Raw genomic sequence first — 19,531 nt, 5'->3', positions numbered from 1 at the left:
GGCGGCGTAACACCCTGCCCATGGCAAAGCTTTACTTCAATTACTCCACCATGAACGCTGGCAAATCCACGGTGCTGCTGCAGGCGGCACACAACTATGTGGAGCGCGGCATGGTGCCCTATCTGCTGACTGCGCAGTTCGACAACCGCGCGGGCGAAGGGCGCATCGCATCGCGCATCGGCATAGGCCAAGAGGCCGACACTTTCGGCCCCGGTGAGGACCTTCTGGCCAAGATCGAAAGCCGGTTAGAGCAAGGCCCCTGCGCCTGTATCTTCGTCGATGAGGCGCAGTTTCTCGAAGTCGAACAGGTCTGGCAACTGGCCCGCGCGGTGGATGATCTCGGCGTGCCGATCATGTGTTTTGGGCTACGAGTCGATTTCCGAGGTGAGCTTTTCCCCGGCTCCGCCACCCTGCTCGCGCTAGCCGATGAGATGCGCGAAGTGCGCACCATCTGTCATTGCGGGAAAAAGGCAACGATGGTCGTGCGCCGTGACGCCGAAGGACAGGCCATGCGCGACGGCGCACAGGTGCAGATCGGCGGGAATGAGACCTATGTCTCTCTCTGCCGCAAACACTGGCGCGCCGCCGTGGGCGATGGCTAAACCCGGTTTGGCGGCGTCTGTCCGTCGATGAAGGCTTGCAGATTGGCCACCGCCATCAGCCCCATATCAACGCGCACCTCACGCGCCGCCGTGCCGAGATGTGGCAGCAGCACGACATTTTCCAAGTCACACAGCGCCTGCGGCACCTTTGGTTCGAATTCATAGACATCCAAACCAGCGCCGCCGATCTTCCCCGTTCGAAGGGCGTCAATCAGTGCCGCCTCCTGTACCACATCGCCGCGAGCGATGTTGATGAGCCGAGCATGGGCCTGCATCGCGCCCAGCACCGTCTCATCAATCAGATGCCGCGTCTCGCCGCCGCCCGGTACGGCAACAACCAGTACGTCGACGGATCCGGCCAATTTGGTCAGGCTTTCAACACGGGTAGCCGGGAAGTCCAACTCCTTAGCGCTGCGGTTAAAATAGCTGACCTGCATTTCGAATCCATAGTGACACCGCCGCGCAATGGCCTGCCCGATCCGGCCCATGCCAACAATACCAACCCGTTTGCCCGTCAGGTGCAGCCCCAGCATTTGGGTCGGGTGCCACCCCTCCCACGCGCCGGAACGGACCAGCCGCTCCCCTTCGGCGGCACGGCGGGCGGACATCAGCATAAGTGTCATGGCGATATCGGCGGTCGCATCGGTGACCGCACCGGGGGTGTTGGTCACCTCAACCCCCGCCGCGCGGGCGGCTGCGGCGTCAATGTGGTTATAACCGACGCCGAAATTGGCGAGGATCTTGCAGCGCGGATCAAGCACATCGGCGAAAACTTCGACCGAGAAGGCATCCCCCAAGGTCGGCATCACCCCGTCATAGTCGCGCAGCGCGGCGCGCATTTCTTCGCCCGAAAGCGGCGCGGTTTCCTCGCGCACCGTTACTTCGCAGCCCTTCAGCGCCTCGGTGACTTCCTTGGGAAGAGGTCTGGCAATCAATATCTTTTTCAATGCATCCGCCCTCCTTCGGGCACGTTTTGATCGGGCGACAACAGCACGATCTCTCCGGCGCTATCCGGCAGGCCAAGCACCAGCACCTCGGACATGAAAGGCCCGATTTGGCGCGCGGGGAAGTTGACCACAGCAACAACCTGCCGCCCAACGAGCGTTTCCGGTGTATAATGCGCGGTGATCTGGGCCGAAGTCTTACGCTCGCCGATCTCCTCGCCGAAATCCACCCAGAGTTTGATCGCCGGTTTGCGCGCTTCGGGAAAGGCCTCGGCCCGGGTGACCGTGCCAACGCGAATGTCAACTTTCATGAAATCGTCGAAAGTGATCTCAGCCATTTGCCAGCTCCCGCGATCTGTCTGCGGCGGCGGCCACGGCGCGTTTCAGCAAGGGCGGGAAGCCTTCAGCCTCATCCATCAAAACCTCAAGCGCCGCTTGGGTGGTGCCATTTGGGCTGGTCACATTGACGCGAAGCTGGCTCGGGTCTTCTTCGGCCTCCATCGCTAATGCCCCTGCCCCGGCGACTGTCGCTTTAGCCAACTGCATGGCCAATTCTTCGGGCAATCCTTGGGCCACCCCAGCGGCGGCCATACATTCGATCATGTGAAAAACATAAGCTGGGCCAGAGCCACTGACCCCAGTGACTGCGTCGATCTGCGCCTCTTCGGACAGGCGGACGACTTCACCCACAGCGCTTAGGAGGGTCTCGGCCTCATCCAATGATCGGCTGCCTGCTTTGGCGTTGCCGACAATAGCGGTGATCCCTTGAGAAATGGCGGCGGGGGTGTTGGGCATGGCCCGCACAATGGGTGTATCGGCTCCGAGGACGCTTTCGAAATAGTTAATGGTGGTGCCCGCGGCGACGCTTACGAACAGCGTTTCGCCATTGCCCATCGCCCGAAGCGTCGGCAGTGCATCTGCCATCATCTGCGGCTTAACTGCCACCAGCACCACGGCGGGCGCGGCGGGCAGATCAGCGTTAAGGTTCACACCAGTGCCTTGCAGCCAGTCTGACGGCTTGGGGTCACGCACCCAGACCGAGCTCGCAGGCAGTCCCTTCGCCAGCCAACCCTCCAACATGGCCGATCCTATCTTGCCACAGCCCAGCAAAACCAAGCCGTCACGTGCAACTCTGCCGTCTTTCATCACTATCCCCCGAAGTTGTTCGGGGACTTTGTTACGCCCGGCCGTAAGCCTCTGCAATGGCGACATCCATCGCGGCCTTGGGGGTTTGATCGCCCCAGACCAGCAATTGCAACGCGGGATAGTAGCGCTCCGCACTCATAACAGCGGCACCGATCATTGTGTCGATCTGCTCTGGCCCCGCGACCTGACCACCCGACAAGACCAACCCGTAGCGGTAGACCATCACTTGCTGATCGGCCCAGAAGCTGAATGCCCCGGCCCAGCATTGATCGTTGACGAGGTTTAACAATTCGTAAAGCTGCGGCAGTTTTTCGGCAGGCGGCTCCATCTCAAAGGTGCAAATCAGGCGCAACGTCTCGTCATAGGCTGACCACGCTAGCGTGATCGAATACGTCCGCCACTGCCCTTCAACGGCCATGGCAATTTGGTCATCCGCGACGCGGTCAAACTCCCAATCATGATGGGCTGCCAGATTTTCAACGATATCAATGGGGTGAATGTCTTCTTCAAGGTAATGCTCGGACAGGGCCATTTCGCCACCTCTCAATCTGTTCCATGGTATGGGCCGTGGCGCCACCAGCCATGGAAGCCTGCACAAATAGGCGTGTAGGTTTACCTCGCCTATACAAGATATGGTGCTTCCAGCAGATCGATCTGGCAACCTTTTTCTTGGGGATAACCACAAATCATAGGGGATAACCGCAATAACTTGTGGGTAAGTCGCGGAAAACGTCTAGAATTTGGTGAGGGAGGCCGCGCCGGGGGAGATCTAACCGCCGGCATCAGCTTAGATCGCCGCCCCGCTTCCGGGGCGGCTGATCGAATGTAAAGTGTGTTAAGGCAGCCTCAGCCTTTGGTCTCGAGCTTGTCGAGCCGCGCTTTCAACACTTCGTTCTCTTCGCGGGCCTTTTGCGCCATGGCACGCACCGCGTCGAACTCTTCACGGGTCACGAAATCACGATCGGCGAGCCAACGGTCGAGCATGCCTTTGAAAGCGGTCTCGGCCTCGTCCTTGGCGCCTTGGGCGACACCCATCGCGTTTGTCATCATCTGTGATACGTCGTCGAAAAACTTGTTACGGGTCTGCATGTCTGGCCTCCGGAGGTTTGTTAACCTCTATATGGGGCGCGGAGCCCTTACTCGCAAGGTTGACTTCCCCGCGCGGCCTTGCTCAATCAGCAGCATGATAGCCATGCTCCCCTTCCCCGATATCGCGCCGGAAATCTTTTCGGTTAACCTGTTCGGCACCACCTTCGCGCTGCGCTGGTACGCGCTGGCCTATATCGTGGGCATTCTGCTGGGCTGGCGCATCGCCACCGCAGCGGTAAAGCGACCCCAACTGTGGAAGAACGACACGCCGGTGATGAAGCCCGGTCAGGTCGAAGACCTGCTGTTTTGGGTAATCCTCGGCGTGATCCTCGGCGGACGCTTGGGCTATGTGCTGTTTTACCAACCGGCCTATTACCTGTCGAATCCCGCCGCCATCTTGCAACTTTGGGAAGGCGGCATGTCCTTCCATGGCGGGGCGCTTGGGGTCATTCTGGCCGGGCTCTTTTATACATGGCGGCACCGGATCCCGGTAATCTCGACGGGGGACATGGTCTGTTTGGGGCTGGCACCGGGGCTGTTTCTGGGACGGCTGGCGAATTTCATCAATGCCGAGCTTTGGGGCCGCCCGACCGATCTGCCCTGGGGCGTCGCCTTCCCCGGTGAGGCGGCGCAGTTCTGCCCCGACGTGGCGGGCATCTGCGCGCGCCACCCTTCGCAGCTTTACGAAGCACTGCTGGAGGGGCTGCTCTTGGGCGGTGTGCTGATCTGGATGGCATGGAAACGTGGCGCGCTAAAGATGCCGGGTCTAATCGGCGGCACCTTCCTTGCGGGCTATGGCGCGGCGCGCTTCGCGGTTGAGTTCCTGCGCCAACCGGACGCGCAATTCGTCACTCCCGGCAATCCGCTGGGGCTGGCGTGGCATATCGGCGGCTGGGGGCTGACCATGGGGCAAATCCTGTCGCTGCCAATGATCGCCGTTGGCGTCTTCCTCATCATCCGAGCGCGGCGGAAGGCATGAGCCTGAAGGACCATCTGCTGGCGCGGATCGCACTGGAAGGACCGATGCGGCTGGACGACTATATGCAGTCCTGCCTGCTGCATCCCGATTGGGGCTACTACACGACCCGCGCGCCTTTCGGCCCTGAGGGGGATTTCATCACCGCCCCCGAGATCAGCCAGATGTTTGGCGAGTTGGTCGGCCTCTCCTTGGCGCAAAGTTGGCTGGATCAGGGCGCGCCTTCGCCCTTCACGCTCGCCGAACTTGGGCCGGGGCGCGGCACGCTGGTGGCCGATGCGCTCCGCGCCTGCGCGCGGGTGCCCGGGTTTCTGACGGCGGCGCAGGTCACGCTGGTCGAAGCTTCCCCCGCTCTGCGCGATGTGCAGCGCGAGACGTTGCAGGGCCATGAGGTCACTTGGCTAGAGAGCATAGCGGACCTGCCCGATACGCCACTTTATCTCATCGCCAATGAATTTTTCGACGCGCTGCCGATCCGCCAGTTCATCCGCCAAGGTGCGGGCTGGGCCGAGCGGCGCGTGGGCACGGCAGAGGGTGCGTTGGTCTTCGGCCTCGCCCCCGTGGCACCACAGCCGGCCCTTGCCCATCGGCTGGAGGATACCAAGGACGGCGATCTGGTAGAGCTCTGCGCTCCGGCGTCAGAGATCATGCAGGAGATCGGGCGCCGCATCGCGGTGCACGGGGGAGCCGCGCTGATCGTGGACTATGGCGATTGGCGGGCTTTGGGCGACACCTTGCAAGCTTTGGAGAACCACGCCCCCGTCGACCCGCTGGCCAACCCCGGCCGCGCCGACCTCACCGCCCATGTCGATTTCGAAGCGCTCGCCCTTGCCTGTCCCTGTTCATATAGTCGTGTGGTTACCCAAGGTGTGTTTCTCGAGCGTTTGGGCGTTACCGCCCGCGCGCAGAAACTGGCCGAACCGCTTACCGGTGACACGCTCAACAATCATATTGCCGCACATCGGCGGTTGACGCACCCGGCGGAAATGGGAAACCTGTTCAAAGTGATGGGGCTCTACCAAAAAGGTCAGACCCCACCCCCGGGGACAGAAGTATGACGCTCGAAATTCTCACATCCGACGCGCTCGCCCCTCTGCGGCACGGGTTTTTCACCCGTCGTGGCGGTGCGTCATCGGGGGTTTTTTCCGGATTGAACTGCGGCAGCGGCAGCTCTGACCAGTCGGAGATTGTGCGTATCAATCGCGCCCGCGCCGCTGAGGCGATGGGCCTGCCTGCAGATCACCTCGTGGGGGTACATCAAGTGCATTCCGCCACCGTCGTCACGGTGACAGAGCCGCGCGATGACAAGCCCCGCGCTGATGCGCTGGTGACCAAGACACCGGGCATCGCGCTGTCGATCCTGACGGCCGATTGCCAGCCGGTGCTTTTTGCAGATGCGCAGGCGGGGGTCGTTGGTGCCGCTCACGCAGGCTGGCGCGGCGCGCTTGACGGGATACTTGAAGCCACCGTCGATGCGATGGTCGATCTGGGTGCCACGCGCGAAAAGATCACCGCCGTGATCGGCCCTTCTATCAGCCAGCGCGCCTATGAGGTTGGGCCAGAATTTCTCGACAACTTTATAAACGCCGATCCTGAGTTTGCCCGCTATTTTGCGCAAGGAGAGGGCGACCGGCTGCATTTTGACCTGCCGGGCTTTGGCCTGAACCGGTTGCGGGCCGCGGGCGTGGGCCATGCGGAATGGACAAGGCACTGCACCTATGCCGATCCCGCGCGATTCTATTCCTACCGGCGCACGACCCATGCCAAGGAAGCCGACTACGGGCGCTTGCTTTCTGCAATCACGCTCTGAACACGGCGGGATTGGGGCAGTCTACGTCTGTTTTGCGCCGCATTGCTGTCGCTAAATCGGAAGCAATTTAGACAAATGCCCGCGAATGTTTTTCGCAATCCGCGTAACCCACTCAAAAGGCTTATATTTCCAAGTATGGCAGGCGTGCCATAAAGCACTCTCTCCCACCTAAAGATTCCCTTAAGTTTCTCGCCCACCGTCAAAAACCGGCCCGATTGCCCTGCGATAGTGATCTCAAGCAACGATGCCCGCGTGACCCGAGAGGAACAGAGCCATGAAAAAGAACCCGCGTTTCATCAAGTCCGTCGTCGAGACCGCCGCAAAGAATGACACCGTCATGCCCTGGGCGCGTGGCACCCGCCGCGCTGCGTTCATTGCCAAACGTGCTGGCGACACACCGGTCCGCAAGACCGCCTGATAGGTTTCCCCCGGCACCGAACGCGCTACAACGCGTGGTGCAACTGACCGCCCCTCGGGACGTTGATTCGTCGCGGGGGGCGTTTTCGTGTGAATGTGGCAGGCAGCCCTCCGCGCAGGAAACAGACCTCAATTTCAGCCGAAATTGGCCTAGAATGGTGCGCCAATGTCCCGGATGTTTTGACAATGCCAACGGGACGTGGCGATTTGATTGCCAGACCGCGCTAAAGAATGACGCGTTTTGCCCCTATGCGACGGACCGACAAGAGGTTTTGCATGACACAGACCGCCGCCACTGATTTTGGCAGCCCGACCGCCGCACCGTTGCGCAACTACGAAGTTGCCGCACTGCGCGCCGATGGGTCACTCTATATCGGTCAGGACAACGCGCCCGCTCTGCCCCTTTTCGAAGCCGCCTTTGCTGCCTTTGCCCGCGGCACATTGATCCAGACCGTGCTAGGCGACATCGCGATTGAAGACCTGCAACCCGGTGACATGATCAACACCTCCTCCGGGGAACCTGCGCAGTTGATCTGGATCGGATCGAGCAATTTCATCCCGGCAGACACTGGGCGACGCCTGCCCCTGATCCGCATCATGCCTGACAGTTTCGGAGAGGGACGGCCCAGTTCATTTCTCACCCTTGGCCCTGCTGCGCGGGTGCTGCACACCCCCCATCACCTTCGCGCCGAGGCGGGCGGCACGCGATTGCTGACGCCCGTGCGTGAGTTTGTAGATGGGGTGAATGTGATCGAGGTCTCGCCCCCGACCCCGGTACGCCTGTTCCATATCTGCCTGTCGCGCCATGCGGCGATCAAGGCAGGCGGACTGGAGATGGAGACTTTCCACCCCGGCGCGCAGGCATTGCGCGATGCCACGCACAACCTGCGAGACCGTTTTCTGTCAATGTTTCCGCAGATTGGTCACGCGACGGATTTCGGCCCCCTCGCCCATCCCCGCGCGCCTGACACGCCTGACGAAAGTGTGGCCGACTGAGTTAAGGCGCGGTCGAGAGCCGCGCTTCGAGCACATCAAACGGCACACCGGGGTCGTCTTTCGCGCCACGGATCACGAGGCTGGTTTTTACACTTTCCACATTCGGCGTGGTCAGCAACTGACCGGTCAGAAAGCTTTGAAAGCTTGATAGATCAGGTGCCACGCACTTCAGGATAAAATCAACTTCACCGTTGAGCATATGGCACTCGCGTACCAGCGGCCAACCGCGGCATTTCTCCTCAAAAGCGCTTAGATCAGATTCGGCCTGACTGGCCAGTCCGACCATCGCAAAGACTTGGACTTCAAAGCCCAACTCCCGCGCGTCGACGTCCGCGTGATAGCCTTTAATATAGCCCTGCTCTTCCAACGTGCGGACTCGACGCAAGCAAGGCGGCGCAGAAATGCCAACGCGTTTGGCCAGTTCGACGTTCGTCATCCGGCCATCTGATTGCAGTTCGGCCAAGATCATCCGGTCAATCGGATCTAGTCGTGTACCTGCCATATCATCCTCAGTGATTTTCGATTCTTATAGCAGCCTGCGGTCTACACGCAATAAAGTTTCACGCAAGCGCAATATTCTTTGTCGTCGGAGGTAGCTGGACCGGTTGCACCCCTCACATAGACGTATGGCACACCGGTGACGGCAGGGGTTTAACGGCCCCCCCGCTATCGCTATATGAGGCGGGCAATATCAATGACAGCCCGGGGGCGCCAGATGGCCGAGACACGTAAAACCAAGGTACTGATCATCGGCTCCGGCCCTGCGGGCTATACCGCCGGTGTCTATGCAAGCCGCGCCATGTTGGAGCCGATCCTCGTCCAAGGGATCGAGCCCGGCGGCCAGTTGACCACTACAACAGAGGTCGAGAACTGGCCCGGCGACAGCGAGGTCCAAGGCCCCGACCTGATGATCCGCATGCAAGAGCACGCCAAAGCGATGGGCACCGAAATCATCGGCGACATCATCACCGATCTCGATCTGTCGAGCCGCCCCTTCCATGCCAAGGGCGACAGCGGCACCACCTATGTGGCCGATGCGGTCATCCTTGCCACCGGCGCCCGCGCCAAATGGCTGGGGCTGGAGTCGGAAGAGAAGTTCAAAGGTTTCGGCGTCTCGGCCTGCGCCACCTGCGACGGGTTCTTCTATCGCGGACAAGAGATTGTCGTGATCGGTGGCGGCAACACCGCCGTGGAAGAGGCGCTGTTCCTGACAAACTTTGCCTCAAAGGTCACGCTGATCCACCGCCGTGACGAGCTGCGCGCCGAGAAGATCCTGATCGATCGCCTGATGAAAAACCCCAAGATCGAACCGCTGTGGTTCCATGAGTTAGACGAGGTTTACGGCACCGACAGCCCTCTGGGTGTCGAGGGCGTGAAGGTTAAAAACGTCAAGACGGGCGAGATCACTGATATCCCGGCCAAAGGGGTGTTCGTAGCCATCGGTCACGCGCCCTCGAATGAATTGGTGAAGGACGTGTTGGAAACCCATATGGGCGGCTATGTCGTGACCAAACCCGATAGCACTGAAACCTCGATCCCCGGCGTATTTGCCGCAGGCGACCTGACGGACCACAAGTACCGCCAAGCCGTCACCTCCGCGGGCATGGGCTGCATGGCAGCGCTCGAAGCCGAGCGTTTCCTTGCCGAAGTGGGCGATGATGAAGGCAAAGACACCTCCCTTCCGCTAGGCTATGGGGCCGTAGTGAAGGAAGACGTTTAAGCCAACCGAAGGCGCGGCGGAGATAATTCTGGTTTCCGCCGCCCTCGAACACCCGTATGAGCTTAAGTCCCAATATTACGGGATTTCCGCCTTTACCGGGCTGCTTCACCCCCGTTCTATAGACAATCCAAGTCATTTACAGCTATGGCGGCCCCAATCAAAGCCGCCTGCCACCTGATGAAAAGTGATAGTTATGATGCCCAGCAACCTGACGCCGATCCCCGAACTCTATGTCTCCTACGAGTCTTCGCAGAAGCTGAAAGTGGAGGCGGGCAATCTTGTAAGCCTTGATCTCACACCGCGTCAGATCTGCGATCTGGAACTCTTGATGAACGGCGGTTTCAACCCGCTCAAAGGCTTCCTGACCGAGGAAGACTATGATGGCGTGGTCGAGAACATGCGGCTGGCCGATGGCAGCCTCTGGCCGATGCCAATCAACCTCGACGTGAGCGATGCATTCGCCGAAAAGCTTGAACTGGGCCAAGACATTGCCCTGCGCGACCAAGAGGGCGTGATCCTTGCGACCATGACGGTCACCGACCGCTGGACGCCTAACAAAGCGCGCGAGGCTGAGAAGGTCTTTGGCGCCGATGATGATGCGCACCCGGCGGTGAACTACCTGCATAACCAAGCGGGCAACGTGTATCTCGGCGGTCCGGTGACCGGCATCCAGCAACCCGTGCACTATGATTTCCGCGGCCGCCGCGATACGCCGAACGAGCTGCGCGCCTATTTCCGCAAGCTCGGCTGGCGCCGCGTCGTGGCCTTCCAAACCCGCAATCCGCTGCACCGTGCGCATCAGGAACTCACCTTCCGCGCTGCCCGTGAAGCACAGGCCAACCTGCTCATTCACCCGGTCGTGGGCCTGACCAAGCCGGGCGACGTCGATCATTTCACCCGCGTGCGCTGCTATGAAGCAGTGCTCGACAAATACCCGGCGGCCACCACGTCAATGAGCCTGCTGAACCTTGCCATGCGCATGGCAGGCCCGCGCGAGGCGGTCTGGCACGGGCTGATCCGCAAGAACCACGGCTGCACCCATTTCATCGTCGGTCGCGACCACGCCGGCCCCGGCAAAAACTCCGCCGGTGAAGATTTCTACGGACCCTATGACGCGCAGGACCTGTTCCGCGCACATCAGGAGGAAATGGGCATCGAGATGGTCGATTTCAAACATATGGTTTGGGTGCAGGAACGCGCCCAGTATGAGGCCATGGATGAGATCAAAGACAAAGACGATGTCACCATCCTGAACATCTCGGGCACCGAGTTGCGCCGCCGTCTGCGCGAAGGTCTGGAGATCCCTGAATGGTTCTCCTTCCCCGAGGTCGTCAAGGAGTTGCGCCGCACTTCGCCGCCGCGCTCGAAACAGGGTTTCACCGTGTTCTTCACCGGGTTCTCCGGCTCGGGAAAATCCACCATCGCCAATGCCTTGATGGTCAAGCTGATGGAGATGGGTGGTCGCCCCGTGACGCTGCTGGACGGTGACATCGTGCGGAAAAACCTGAGCTCTGAGCTGGGCTTTTCGAAAGAGCACCGCGATTTGAACATCCGCCGCATCGGCTATGTGGCATCTGAGATCACCAAGAACGGCGGCATCGCCATCTGCGCGCCCATCGCGCCCTATGCCACCACCCGTCGCGCCGTGCGTGAGGATGTGGAAAGCTTTGGCGCGTTTGTGGAAGTGCACGTGGCAACCTCTATCGAAGAATGCGAGCGCCGCGACCGCAAGGGACTGTACAAGCTGGCGCGCGAAGGCAAGATCAAGGAATTTACCGGCATTTCTGACCCCTACGATGTGCCGCAGAACGCGGAACTGGTGCTTGAGACCGAAAATGTCGATGTCGACAACTGCGCGCATCAGGTATTGCTGAAGCTTGAGAACATGGGACTGATCGCGGGTTAAACCGCTCAGTCTTTGCTAAGCGAGAACGCAGCCCCTCGGGGCTGCGTTTTGCGTTTGGGGTCAGGCCGTTTCAGGCATAAAGACTTGGCCCGACATCACCACGCGCCCCTGCCCCGCCACACGCACACCTGTGATCGCGTCGCGGGGCCCAAGCACCTCAACCTCCGCCCGTCCCGGACGGCCCATGAGGTGCCCTTGCTCGGCCATGAAGGCCGGATTGTCGATCAATCCCCGCGCCCAGAGATAGGCCGCCATCGCACCTGTCGCTGATCCGGTGAAAGGGTCTTCTGCGGGGCTGGGCGGGGCCAGTAACAAACGTGAATAGGTATCGCCGACAGCGGTTGCGCCGTCGAGAGTTACCCAAAAAGGCTCCATCATATCGCTGCCTTGCCCCAGATGGGCGTTGTATTCTGCAAGGGCAACAGGATTGAGCTTCAACGCCTCCAGCGCCGCACGACTGCGCAGGACGGTGATACAGAAGGGCAATCCGGTGGAGACCACCTGTGGTTGGCCAATGATATCGCTGGCCGCGACTCCGCCCACCCGAGCCACAAGATCGACAGGCACCTCCACCCCGAAAACCGGCGCGATCTGCGTCATGACGATCTGCGCGCCGCGCACATCAACGTCGACGACGCCCGCCCCCGTCTCCAAGCGCAGCGGCCCTTCGCCGATCAATCCGCGATGGCGCAAGGCCGCGACGGTGGCAATTGTCGGGTGACCCGCAAAAGGAATTTCGCGGCTGGCGAGGTAGTATTTCACCTTGAAGTCAGCGACCTCGGACGGGCCAGTAAAAGTGCACTCCACGAGGGACGTTTCGCGCACATAGGCCATGCAAAGCGTGTCAGATAGCCCCGCCCCGCCATGCACCACGGCACAACCGTTGCCGCCAAAGATCTGATCGGTGAAAGCATCCACCCAGTCGAAATCGAAATCCATACGTCCGCTCCCAATAGAAAAGGCCGCAGCGGACTGCGACCTTGCTTCGGAATCAGACTATCGTTGTCCCTTGTACCGTCAATGCACCAGAACCGGACGGTAGTCATGCTCACGGGCCAGTGAGAAAGCCAGCTTCTGATCGCCAACCAGCGCCAATTGCTGTCCTTCTGCGTCATGGACCGCGTAGAGGAGCTCCAGTCCCTCCGCCTGATCGCGGACTTCGCGCGGCAGATCCGCGACAGCAATCGTTTTGACATAGACCATACGGTCGTTCCCGTGGGTGATTGCGTCTTGCATAATATTACCCCTTCTTGATCTTGATGGTTTGAACCACCGTTTCAGGCTTGGCGCGGGTCAGGTCGACATGCAGCAGACCATTCTCCATAACGGCTTCGCCCACATCGACCCCATCGGCCAGTACGAACGAGCGCTGAAACTGTCGCGCAGCGATCCCACGGTGCAAGAACACCCGGTCTTCGCCATCGTCAGACTGACGCCCACGGATCACGAGCTGTCTATCCTCAACGGTTATCGAGAGATCCTGTTCCGAAAAACCCGCAACCGCCAGTGTGATCCGGTAGCTGTAATCAGAGGTCTGCTCGATGTTGAACGGCGGATAACCTTCGTTTCCGGCCTTGGCGCTGCGTTCCAGCACCCGTTCCAATTGTTCAAACCCCAGCATGTGAGGGTAAGAGGCAAGCGTTAGTTTCGTCATGCGACACGTCCTTATCAGGTCAAGCGACAGTGTTTCACAGGCCCCGCAACCGGCAACCCGTTGTCTAGAATATGGGGGGGCTTTCTTGCCTGCGCAAGGGCTATGCCAAATGATCTCAAGCGCTTATATTCAAGGTTCAGATGCCTAACGGAATCACCTACCCATGAATGCCCCTACAGATCTGTCGATGAAAACGGATGAAGTGCTGCGTGTTGAGCTTGAGGTCTTCCGACGGGAACATCGCGATCTGGATGACGCCATCCACGCTCTTGTTGAAAAAGGAACTGGCGATCAATTGACCCTGCAGCGGCTGAAAAAGCGCAAGCTGCGGCTCAAGGATCTTATCGCCCAGATCGAAGACCGCCTGACCCCCGACATTATCGCCTAACCCATTATCCCTATGGCCCACGGCAATCGCCGTTGCCACATGGGCCGGGATGGGTATAGTGCGCGCTCTGATCCACCAAGAGAAGGCCCTCAGCAATGACCACTCCCCCGGTTGGCATCATCATGGGGTCCCAGTCCGACTGGGCCACCATGCGCGAAGCAGCGACCCTGCTGGACGAGCTTCATATCCCATTTGAGGCGCGCATCGTGTCCGCCCATCGCACGCCGGACCGGCTGTGGGACTATGGCAAAACGGCAGTCGACCGGGGTTTGCAAGTGATTATCGCGGGCGCAGGCGGGGCGGCGCATTTGCCGGGCATGATGGCCTCGAAAACCCGCGTGCCGGTGATCGGCGTGCCGGTGCAGACCAAGGCGCTATCGGGCGTGGATTCGCTTTATTCCATCTTGCAAATGCCGCGCGGCTTTCCAGTGGCGACGATGGCGATCGGATCGGCGGGTGCCGCGAATGCAGCATTGATGGCGGCAGGCATCCTTGCTTTGCAGGACGCGGAACTGGCCAAACGGTTGGACGATTGGCGCGAGGCGCTCAGCGCATCGATCCCCGAGGTGCCGCATGACTGAACCGCTGCAAACCGGTGCCACTATTGGCATTCTAGGCGGCGGCCAATTGGGCCGGATGCTCTCGGTCGCCGCCGCTCGTCTTGGATTTCGTATCCATATCTTTGAGCCGGGTGCCAACCCGCCCGCCGCCGATGTGGCCCATGCGGTGACCACCGCAGGTTATGACGACCACAAAGCGCTGGAGGCTTTCGCCCGCGCCTGTGACATCGTGACCTTCGAGTTTGAGAACATCCCCACCGAGGCGCTGGACGTGGTTGAGGCAATCACCCCGATCCGCCCGGGCCGCGAAGCGCTGCGGATTTCGCAGGACCGACTGACCGAGAAGACCTTCCTCGGCGACCTCGGCCTAAAGGTCGCCCCCTTCGCCGATGTCACCGACGCTGCAACGTTGAAAGCCGCCGTGGCGCAGATCGGCACGCCCGCGATCCTCAAGACCCGCCGTTTTGGCTATGACGGCAAGGGCCAAGCGCGGCTGAAAGACGATGCCGACCTCGACGCCGCATGGGAAGAGATGAACGGCGCGCCTTCGGTGCTTGAAGGGTTCGTCAACTTCAGCGCCGAGATTTCCGTCATCGCCGCGCGCAGCGCGACGGGCGAAGTGGCTTGTTTCGATCCCGGTGAGAACGTCCACCGGGATGGCATCCTGCACACGACCACCGTCCCCGCAAAGATCAGCAATGCACAGCGCACCGATGCGGTTCTGCTTGCCGGTCGGGTTTTGAACGCGCTTGATTATGTCGGCGTCATGGGGGTCGAATTGTTCGTCACCCCGCAGGGCCTGATCGTGAACGAGATCGCGCCGCGGGTGCATAACTCAGGCCATTGGACACAGAACGGCTGCGCCATCGACCAATTCGAGCAGCACATCCGTGCCGTGGCTGGGTGGCCGTTGGGCGATGGTCAGCGCTATGCGGATGTGGTGATGACCAACCTCATCAGTGACGATATGGACCGCGTGCCCGAGCTTGCCCGCGCCCGCGACACCGCGCTGCATCTCTACGGCAAGGCCGAGGTGAAGCCGGGCCGCAAGATGGGCCATGTGAATCAGATCATCCGCGACTGAGGTCAGACGGCGAAACGCTCTGCAATCGCCCCTGACATAAAGCTTACCCGCCCCGCCACAAATGTGGCAGCGACGCGGCCCGTCGTCTTGTCCAGCACGACGATATCGGCGCGTTTACCGGGCGTCAGCGTGCCACGATCCGTGAGGCCCAGCACCTGCGCCGGCCCGGATGAGACCAATGCCCAAGCGCCTGCAAGGTCGACGAGCCCGCTCTGCGCCAGCATCAAGGCGGCACGGCGGGGCGACGGGTAGTGATAGTCTGACGCCAAGGCATGGCAAAGCCCCATGCTGATCAAATCCAGCGCCGAGAGATTGCCGTTATGCGACCCGCCCCGCACCACATTCGGCGCGCCCATGATCACCGCATCCCCCGCCTCATGCGCCGCCTCGGCGGCCTCCTGCGTCTCAGGGAACTCCGCCAGCGTGACACCCCGCGCCCGCCATAGAGCGCGGCCCTCGGCGGTTTGGTCGTCATGGCTGCCCATCTTCACCCCGCGCTGCGCGAGCTCCGCGCAAAGCCGATCCAGCGCCGCTGGCACCTCATCGCGCCGCGCGTGCATCTCTTGCATCTGCGCCAAATGGCTCTCGGGGCTGCGCCCGGCCTTTAGCGCCTGCCCCACCAGCCGTTTGGGCATTTTCCCCTGCGCCAAACGATCATGCGGCAGGTGATCGTTAAAAACCACATAGCCTACGCCCCAATCCGCGATCTGCTGCGGCAGGCTGCCATAGAGGTCGAGCATATGGGTTTCAAACCGCAATTGCGGACGGACATCAGTGACCAATTCGGGGGCCGTGTCGCGTATGCCGGTAAAGACTTGATCGGCAAACGCCAGCCCCCGCAGCCCGCCTTCCCAACTTACGAACTGCGCCAATACCGCCGTTGTTATCCCATTGGCTGCCAATTCCGCTTCTGCCGCGACAAGCCCTTCAGAGAGTTGCTTCATCGCGCCCCGGCGCGGGGCCAAATGCCGCTCGAAAGCGTCGCCATGCAGGTCGACGATCCCGGGCAAAACCTGAAACCCAGTCAGATCGACGCGCCGACCCACCGGGTCATCGGCAATCACCCCCTCCGCAAAAGACAGTGACGCGGGGCTGAGCCCGTCGGGATGCAGAACCTCTGCGTTAATCAAATCAAGGTTTGGCATCGTCCCCTCCCATCCCCGGCAGGCACCCTCCTTCAGGGCAACCAATCGCGTTCAATACGCCGTCGATAAAGGTCATTGACCGGTCAAAGCTGCCGGTTTTCAAAAATGCCATGGTCTGCGCGATCACGCGCGGGTTGTTCATCATAAAGGTATGGGTCACGGGCAGCACAATATGTTCTTTCATGCCTGCCACACGGGTGGACGCGACAGAAACCTTTCCATCATCCGGCCCCGGCAAAAGGCTTGAGAAATAAGGGTTTAGCGACTGCGATCCAGCGATCACACCCAGCTCAAAGGGTACGGGCGGCAATTGGTTCGGCAGCGCTTCCGCCCCGGTGCCAATCTCGGCCCCGGCAGGGCCATTAAGCCACTCGAATGCAGGGTTCTCGACCAGCTCATCAACGACTTCGCTGCCGTGGTTCGGCGGTCCCAGCATCACCACGCGGCCCACCCGATCCGCCCCGGCCTCCGCCACCCATTTGCGCACTAAAATGCCGCCCATGGAATGGGTCACAAAGTCGATCCGCGCAGTGCCACATGCAGCAATTGCACGCGGCAGGGTCTGCCGGGTCAACTCAGCGATATTGGCCTCGGTCGAGGGGTAGCCCGGGCGCACCACGCGGTACCCTTCGGCGGCCAATGCGGCTTCCATCACAGCGAAAGACGTCTCGGTCCTCGCCAATCCATGCAACAACACAACACAGCGGCCCGCGGCGGTTTCAGCAGCAGCAAACTGCGGCAGCGCCAACCAAATTGCGGCAATCATCAAGGTGAGACGTTTCATCATGCCCTTCAGATAGACTGATTGCCGTGACTGTGAAATGGTCTTGGCGCGTTACCTGACGAAAGTATGCCGATGCCTCGCCCCTGCCCCCGATTGGCCGCCCGCGCCGTCTTGCTGCACGATGATCGCCTTCTGCTGGTCAATGCCTATGCTGACAACCGGCTCGGCCTGATGTGCGCCCCCGGCGGTGGGGTGGAGGCCGGCGCCTCCCTGCCCGACAACCTGCGCCGCGAGGTTTTTGAGGAGACTGGCCTGAACATTTCGGTAGGCGCGCCTTGTCTGGTGAACGAATTTCACGACCCCAGTGGCGACTTTCATCAAGTGGATATCTATTTTCGATGCCACCTTCTGGGCTCCGCCCAGATCTCGCCCGACTGGAAAGACCGCGAGGCTATTGTCGCCCGGCATCAATGGGTTACCAAAACGGAATTGGCGCAAGTGCCGCATAAGCCCGACAGGCTTGGCGCGGTGGCCTTCGGCCCAGCAGATGCGGCGATCACCTACGATCCGCTTGAACCGATCCTGCGCTGAGCGCCCAAGCAATCCCGCCCAAAACCAACGCTGTCGCGATCACTAGGGTCAAGCTAAGCGGCTCTCCTAAAAGCAGCGCACCTGCAAGAATGGCAATGATTGGCACGATAAGCTGCGCGACCGCGGCCGTACCGCTATCGATCCGGGCCAGCACCGCGTACCACAATGCGTAGCCAAGGCCCGAGGTCACCGCGCCGCAAAGCACGCCCAACAGAAGCCCAGTCATACTGAAATGCCCCCCTGCAAAGACGGGCAGGATAAGCATAACGGGGAAACAGAGCAGAAAATTCGCCGAGGTCGCGGCCAATGGATCACCCGAGGTGCGCCCAATAATCGTATATGCCGCCCAGCCTACCCCTGCGATTACCATAAGCCCGGCCCCTAGGATATCGGTGGAGCCCTCCCCGTCCGGCCAGAGAACAAGCACCAATCCCGCGAAGGCCGCCGCTGCGCCTGTCACCTGCCTCGGAGTGGGCGCTGCTCCGGTCAGCGCGGCGAATGAAAACATGGTAATCTGCACCGCACCGAAAAGGATAAGCGCGCCGAGCCCCGCGTCCAGTGTCAGATAAGCAAGGCTGAAGCCGATCATATAGACAGAAAGGCTTACCGCCCCGCCGATCCTGTTGCGCCGCAAAAGAGGCAAACGCCTGCCCCGCAGCGTCACCATCACGGCCAAAACCAGTGCGCCTGCGCCGACACGAACAAGCGCAAATCCCGCAGGATCAATATGCCCTCCGTTTACGGCCAGCCGTGTCAGAATGGAGTTGGCCGCGAAGGCGCACATGGTTAAAGCGGAGAGAAGAAAAAGCTGCATGACACTTCGCTTACCCTCCGTACTGGTCTGCGCCAAGCGCCGATGTCCCCTTGCGTGCCGATCTAACTGGGTTGTAATCATAACCTCCCTCAGTTTGAAATGTGGTGTCAGGTTAGACGACAGAATGTGCGTCTCACATCGACAAGGTGAGAGTATGCATTTGGCAGGCGGTTTGGGTTCCGTGCTCCATCGTCTATAACGCCACCCCCTGTAATCTTACCTCTACCGAAGTGCCTCGTGCGTCTCCGGGGGAAAGTAGACGCGCATCTCCGCCATAGATTCCAGCGATCTTTCGAACCAGAGCCAACCCTAGGCCGGACCCCTCGACCACATCCCGCGCTCGCAATGTGGTCATCGGCTGGAATACACGCTCATGAAATTGCGGCAAAATCCCCGGCCCATCATCCGAAACCATCAAGACAAAGGCCGCACCCTCCAACTCCCCCTGCACCTCCACCACTCCGGAAAATCTGTCATGGTGCTTAATTGCGTTTCCAATCAGTGCCGTGAGAAGCAGATGAAGGTCCCGATCGCAGATCAAGAGTGAATTGCACCTGAATTGGGGGGCAAGCCGGAAGCCGTCAGGCACCCGTATCTCCTCCACCGCGGCGTCAAAAGCATCTTGCAGGTCCACTTCATGTATATTTCGTACTACACCCGCGCGGGAATACTGCTGGAGATCGATCAGCATCCTATCCAAGCGCCGGGTGTGCCGTTTCATCAAAGCAATAGAGTCGAGCACTGACGTACCCACCTCGAGCCCGGCCTCTTTAATGTCTTCGGCAATCCAGTCAGGCAATTCCAATAGAGCCCGAATAGAGCCACGCAGGTCGTGGCTTACCAAATTGATAAATTCCTCTACATCTAGCGGCGTATCTTGCGGTTGCCTGATCGACGACGGGTTAGCGGCAGAGGGTAAATTTTGCACCGGTTGAGACATGTCGTTACAAACCTACGCCGCGTCG

At 60.4% G+C, this 19,531-nt stretch carries 25 protein-coding genes; 12 read left to right on the top strand and 13 right to left on the bottom strand.

Going from position 1 to position 19,531, the window contains the following annotated elements; genetic code table 11:
• Window positions 1-20: 20 nt before the first annotated feature.
• Window positions 21-602: a thymidine kinase gene (locus K3759_RS03655; protein ID WP_093926978.1), complete on the top strand. Its 582-nt coding sequence runs from the start codon at window positions 21-23 to the stop codon at window positions 600-602.
• On the opposite strand, the gene K3759_RS03650 is transcribed toward K3759_RS03655, so the two are convergent.
• The 5 genes from K3759_RS03650 to K3759_RS03630 form a co-directional block, all read right to left on the bottom strand.
• On the bottom strand, window positions 599-1,549 hold the full coding sequence (locus K3759_RS03650) for a D-glycerate dehydrogenase (protein WP_259984367.1): 951 nt from the start codon (window positions 1,547-1,549) through the stop codon (window positions 599-601). The genes K3759_RS03655 and K3759_RS03650 overlap by 4 nt on opposite strands.
• The gene (locus K3759_RS03645) at window positions 1,546-1,884 is read right to left on the bottom strand and encodes a tRNA-binding protein (protein ID WP_259984366.1); all 339 of its coding nucleotides are present in this window, start codon (window positions 1,882-1,884) and stop codon (window positions 1,546-1,548) included. The genes K3759_RS03650 and K3759_RS03645 overlap by 4 nt, the downstream gene beginning before the upstream one ends.
• Window positions 1,877-2,692, bottom strand: coding sequence for a pyrroline-5-carboxylate reductase (proC, locus tag K3759_RS03640; protein ID WP_259984365.1), 816 nt, complete (start codon window positions 2,690-2,692; stop codon window positions 1,877-1,879). Before proC ends, K3759_RS03645 begins: the two co-directional genes overlap by 8 nt.
• Before the next feature lie 31 nt (window positions 2,693-2,723).
• The gene (locus tag K3759_RS03635; RefSeq protein ID WP_259984364.1) at window positions 2,724-3,224 is read right to left on the bottom strand and encodes a YbjN domain-containing protein; all 501 of its coding nucleotides are present in this window, start codon (window positions 3,222-3,224) and stop codon (window positions 2,724-2,726) included.
• A 314-nt stretch (window positions 3,225-3,538) separates the two neighbouring features.
• Window positions 3,539-3,781: an accessory factor UbiK family protein gene (locus K3759_RS03630; protein WP_259984363.1), complete on the bottom strand. Its 243-nt coding sequence runs from the start codon at window positions 3,779-3,781 to the stop codon at window positions 3,539-3,541.
• A 94-nt stretch (window positions 3,782-3,875) separates the two neighbouring features.
• Between K3759_RS03630 and lgt the strand changes: the two genes are divergently transcribed.
• The 5 genes from lgt to K3759_RS03605 all read left to right on the top strand — a co-directional run bounded on the left by lgt (window position 3,876) and on the right by K3759_RS03605 (window position 7,980).
• Window positions 3,876-4,760, top strand: a complete 885-nt coding sequence (gene lgt / locus K3759_RS03625) for a prolipoprotein diacylglyceryl transferase (RefSeq protein WP_259984362.1) — start codon at window positions 3,876-3,878, stop codon at window positions 4,758-4,760.
• Complete coding sequence (locus tag K3759_RS03620) at window positions 4,757-5,815, top strand: class I SAM-dependent methyltransferase (RefSeq protein ID WP_259984361.1); 1,059 nt, start codon at window positions 4,757-4,759, stop codon at window positions 5,813-5,815. Before lgt ends, K3759_RS03620 begins: the two co-directional genes overlap by 4 nt.
• Window positions 5,812-6,567 carry a peptidoglycan editing factor PgeF gene (gene pgeF, locus K3759_RS03615; protein ID WP_259984360.1) on the top strand — a complete coding sequence of 252 codons (756 nt, stop codon included), beginning with the start codon at window positions 5,812-5,814 and terminating at the stop codon, window positions 6,565-6,567. Before K3759_RS03620 ends, pgeF begins: the two co-directional genes overlap by 4 nt.
• 274 nt (window positions 6,568-6,841) lie before the next feature.
• The gene (locus K3759_RS03610; RefSeq protein ID WP_259984359.1) at window positions 6,842-6,985 is read left to right on the top strand and encodes a hypothetical protein; all 144 of its coding nucleotides are present in this window, start codon (window positions 6,842-6,844) and stop codon (window positions 6,983-6,985) included.
• A 275-nt stretch (window positions 6,986-7,260) separates the two neighbouring features.
• On the top strand, window positions 7,261-7,980 hold the full coding sequence (locus K3759_RS03605) for a Hint domain-containing protein (RefSeq protein ID WP_259984358.1): 720 nt from the start codon (window positions 7,261-7,263) through the stop codon (window positions 7,978-7,980).
• 1 nt (window position 7,981) lies between these two features.
• Here the strand turns inward: K3759_RS03605 and K3759_RS03600 are convergent, their stop codons facing one another.
• Window positions 7,982-8,482, bottom strand: a complete 501-nt coding sequence (locus K3759_RS03600) for an Lrp/AsnC family transcriptional regulator (RefSeq protein WP_259984357.1) — start codon at window positions 8,480-8,482, stop codon at window positions 7,982-7,984.
• Between the two features lie 213 nt (window positions 8,483-8,695).
• Here K3759_RS03600 and trxB point away from each other — a divergent pair, with 213 nt between their 5' ends.
• The gene (trxB, locus tag K3759_RS03595; protein WP_259984356.1) at window positions 8,696-9,700 is read left to right on the top strand and encodes a thioredoxin-disulfide reductase; all 1,005 of its coding nucleotides are present in this window, start codon (window positions 8,696-8,698) and stop codon (window positions 9,698-9,700) included.
• A 193-nt stretch (window positions 9,701-9,893) separates the two neighbouring features.
• Window positions 9,894-11,606 carry a bifunctional sulfate adenylyltransferase/adenylylsulfate kinase gene (locus K3759_RS03590; protein WP_259984355.1) on the top strand — a complete coding sequence of 571 codons (1,713 nt, stop codon included), beginning with the start codon at window positions 9,894-9,896 and terminating at the stop codon, window positions 11,604-11,606.
• Between the two features lie 60 nt (window positions 11,607-11,666).
• On the opposite strand, the gene K3759_RS03585 is transcribed toward K3759_RS03590, so the two are convergent.
• From K3759_RS03585 to K3759_RS03575, 3 genes are all read right to left on the bottom strand, one after another.
• Entirely contained in the window at window positions 11,667-12,545 is an 879-nt protein-coding gene (locus K3759_RS03585; protein ID WP_259984354.1) for a PhzF family phenazine biosynthesis protein, read from the bottom strand.
• A 78-nt stretch (window positions 12,546-12,623) separates the two neighbouring features.
• Window positions 12,624-12,842: a DUF1150 domain-containing protein gene (locus K3759_RS03580; RefSeq protein WP_259984353.1), complete on the bottom strand. Its 219-nt coding sequence runs from the start codon at window positions 12,840-12,842 to the stop codon at window positions 12,624-12,626.
• Between the two features lie 4 nt (window positions 12,843-12,846).
• Window positions 12,847-13,260, bottom strand: a complete 414-nt coding sequence (locus K3759_RS03575) for an Hsp20 family protein (RefSeq protein ID WP_067267324.1) — start codon at window positions 13,258-13,260, stop codon at window positions 12,847-12,849.
• Between the two features lie 163 nt (window positions 13,261-13,423).
• Here K3759_RS03575 and K3759_RS03570 point away from each other — a divergent pair, with 163 nt between their 5' ends.
• The 3 genes from K3759_RS03570 to K3759_RS03560 all read left to right on the top strand — a co-directional run bounded on the left by K3759_RS03570 (window position 13,424) and on the right by K3759_RS03560 (window position 15,292).
• Window positions 13,424-13,648, top strand: a complete 225-nt coding sequence (locus K3759_RS03570; protein ID WP_007119020.1) for a YdcH family protein — start codon at window positions 13,424-13,426, stop codon at window positions 13,646-13,648.
• Between the two features lie 95 nt (window positions 13,649-13,743).
• Entirely contained in the window at window positions 13,744-14,229 is a 486-nt protein-coding gene (purE, locus tag K3759_RS03565) for a 5-(carboxyamino)imidazole ribonucleotide mutase (RefSeq protein ID WP_259984352.1), read from the top strand.
• Window positions 14,222-15,292 carry a 5-(carboxyamino)imidazole ribonucleotide synthase gene (locus K3759_RS03560; protein ID WP_259984351.1) on the top strand — a complete coding sequence of 357 codons (1,071 nt, stop codon included), beginning with the start codon at window positions 14,222-14,224 and terminating at the stop codon, window positions 15,290-15,292. Before purE ends, K3759_RS03560 begins: the two co-directional genes overlap by 8 nt.
• 2 nt (window positions 15,293-15,294) lie before the next feature.
• Here K3759_RS03560 and K3759_RS03555 read toward each other — a convergent pair whose 3' ends face one another.
• A complete protein-coding gene (locus K3759_RS03555; protein WP_259984350.1) occupies window positions 15,295-16,437 on the bottom strand; it encodes an alpha-D-ribose 1-methylphosphonate 5-triphosphate diphosphatase in 1,143 nt (380 codons plus the stop codon).
• Complete coding sequence (locus K3759_RS03550; RefSeq protein ID WP_409202500.1) at window positions 16,424-17,221, bottom strand: esterase/lipase family protein; 798 nt, start codon at window positions 17,219-17,221, stop codon at window positions 16,424-16,426. Before K3759_RS03550 ends, K3759_RS03555 begins: the two co-directional genes overlap by 14 nt.
• Before the next feature lie 66 nt (window positions 17,222-17,287).
• Between K3759_RS03550 and K3759_RS03545 the strand changes: the two genes are divergently transcribed.
• A complete protein-coding gene (locus K3759_RS03545) occupies window positions 17,288-17,752 on the top strand; it encodes an NUDIX domain-containing protein (protein WP_259984349.1) in 465 nt (154 codons plus the stop codon).
• Here the strand turns inward: K3759_RS03545 and K3759_RS03540 are convergent.
• Window positions 17,718-18,566: a DMT family transporter gene (locus tag K3759_RS03540; RefSeq protein ID WP_259984348.1), complete on the bottom strand. Its 849-nt coding sequence runs from the start codon at window positions 18,564-18,566 to the stop codon at window positions 17,718-17,720. The two genes, K3759_RS03545 and K3759_RS03540, sit on opposite strands and share 35 nt — an antisense overlap.
• 193 nt (window positions 18,567-18,759) lie before the next feature.
• Complete coding sequence (locus K3759_RS03535; RefSeq protein WP_259984347.1) at window positions 18,760-19,506, bottom strand: ATP-binding protein; 747 nt, start codon at window positions 19,504-19,506, stop codon at window positions 18,760-18,762.
• Window positions 19,507-19,531 lie beyond the last annotated feature (25 nt).

The sequence above is a fragment of the Sulfitobacter sp. W027 genome, assembly GCF_025143985.1.
Lineage (GTDB): Bacteria > Pseudomonadota > Alphaproteobacteria > Rhodobacterales > Rhodobacteraceae > Sulfitobacter.
The sequence above is the reverse complement of the archived record's forward strand: the minus strand, read 5'-3'. Positions and strand labels throughout refer to the sequence as shown.

Bases quoted from the DNA above. Each gene is read 5' to 3' on its own strand.
- K3759_RS03535 (WP_259984347.1), bottom strand. From the start codon at position 19,506: ATGTCTCAACCGGTGCAAAATTTACCCTCTGCCGCTAACCCGTCGTCG.
- K3759_RS03545 (WP_259984349.1), top strand. From the start codon at position 17,288: ATGCCGATGCCTCGCCCCTGCCCCCGATTGGCCGCCCGCGCCGTCTTG.
- trxB (WP_259984356.1), top strand. From the start codon at position 8,696: ATGGCCGAGACACGTAAAACCAAGGTACTGATCATCGGCTCCGGCCCT.
- K3759_RS03610 (WP_259984359.1), top strand. From the start codon at position 6,842: ATGAAAAAGAACCCGCGTTTCATCAAGTCCGTCGTCGAGACCGCCGCA.
- K3759_RS03540 (WP_259984348.1), bottom strand. From the start codon at position 18,566: ATGCAGCTTTTTCTTCTCTCCGCTTTAACCATGTGCGCCTTCGCGGCC.
- K3759_RS03580 (WP_259984353.1), bottom strand. From the start codon at position 12,842: ATGCAAGACGCAATCACCCACGGGAACGACCGTATGGTCTATGTCAAA.
- K3759_RS03575 (WP_067267324.1), bottom strand. From the start codon at position 13,260: ATGACGAAACTAACGCTTGCCTCTTACCCTCACATGCTGGGGTTTGAA.
- lgt (WP_259984362.1), top strand. From the start codon at position 3,876: ATGATAGCCATGCTCCCCTTCCCCGATATCGCGCCGGAAATCTTTTCG.
- K3759_RS03635 (WP_259984364.1), bottom strand. From the start codon at position 3,224: ATGGCCCTGTCCGAGCATTACCTTGAAGAAGACATTCACCCCATTGAT.
- K3759_RS03655 (WP_093926978.1), top strand. From the start codon at position 21: ATGGCAAAGCTTTACTTCAATTACTCCACCATGAACGCTGGCAAATCC.
- K3759_RS03630 (WP_259984363.1), bottom strand. From the start codon at position 3,781: ATGCAGACCCGTAACAAGTTTTTCGACGACGTATCACAGATGATGACA.
- purE (WP_259984352.1), top strand. From the start codon at position 13,744: ATGACCACTCCCCCGGTTGGCATCATCATGGGGTCCCAGTCCGACTGG.
- K3759_RS03620 (WP_259984361.1), top strand. From the start codon at position 4,757: ATGAGCCTGAAGGACCATCTGCTGGCGCGGATCGCACTGGAAGGACCG.
- K3759_RS03590 (WP_259984355.1), top strand. From the start codon at position 9,894: ATGATGCCCAGCAACCTGACGCCGATCCCCGAACTCTATGTCTCCTAC.
- K3759_RS03605 (WP_259984358.1), top strand. From the start codon at position 7,261: ATGACACAGACCGCCGCCACTGATTTTGGCAGCCCGACCGCCGCACCG.
- pgeF (WP_259984360.1), top strand. From the start codon at position 5,812: ATGACGCTCGAAATTCTCACATCCGACGCGCTCGCCCCTCTGCGGCAC.
- K3759_RS03600 (WP_259984357.1), bottom strand. From the start codon at position 8,482: ATGGCAGGTACACGACTAGATCCGATTGACCGGATGATCTTGGCCGAA.
- K3759_RS03645 (WP_259984366.1), bottom strand. From the start codon at position 1,884: ATGGCTGAGATCACTTTCGACGATTTCATGAAAGTTGACATTCGCGTT.
- K3759_RS03585 (WP_259984354.1), bottom strand. From the start codon at position 12,545: ATGGATTTCGATTTCGACTGGGTGGATGCTTTCACCGATCAGATCTTT.
- K3759_RS03555 (WP_259984350.1), bottom strand. From the start codon at position 16,437: ATGCCAAACCTTGATTTGATTAACGCAGAGGTTCTGCATCCCGACGGG.
- K3759_RS03560 (WP_259984351.1), top strand. From the start codon at position 14,222: ATGACTGAACCGCTGCAAACCGGTGCCACTATTGGCATTCTAGGCGGC.
- K3759_RS03550 (WP_409202500.1), bottom strand. From the start codon at position 17,221: ATGAAACGTCTCACCTTGATGATTGCCGCAATTTGGTTGGCGCTGCCG.
- K3759_RS03570 (WP_007119020.1), top strand. From the start codon at position 13,424: ATGAATGCCCCTACAGATCTGTCGATGAAAACGGATGAAGTGCTGCGT.
- proC (WP_259984365.1), bottom strand. From the start codon at position 2,692: ATGAAAGACGGCAGAGTTGCACGTGACGGCTTGGTTTTGCTGGGCTGT.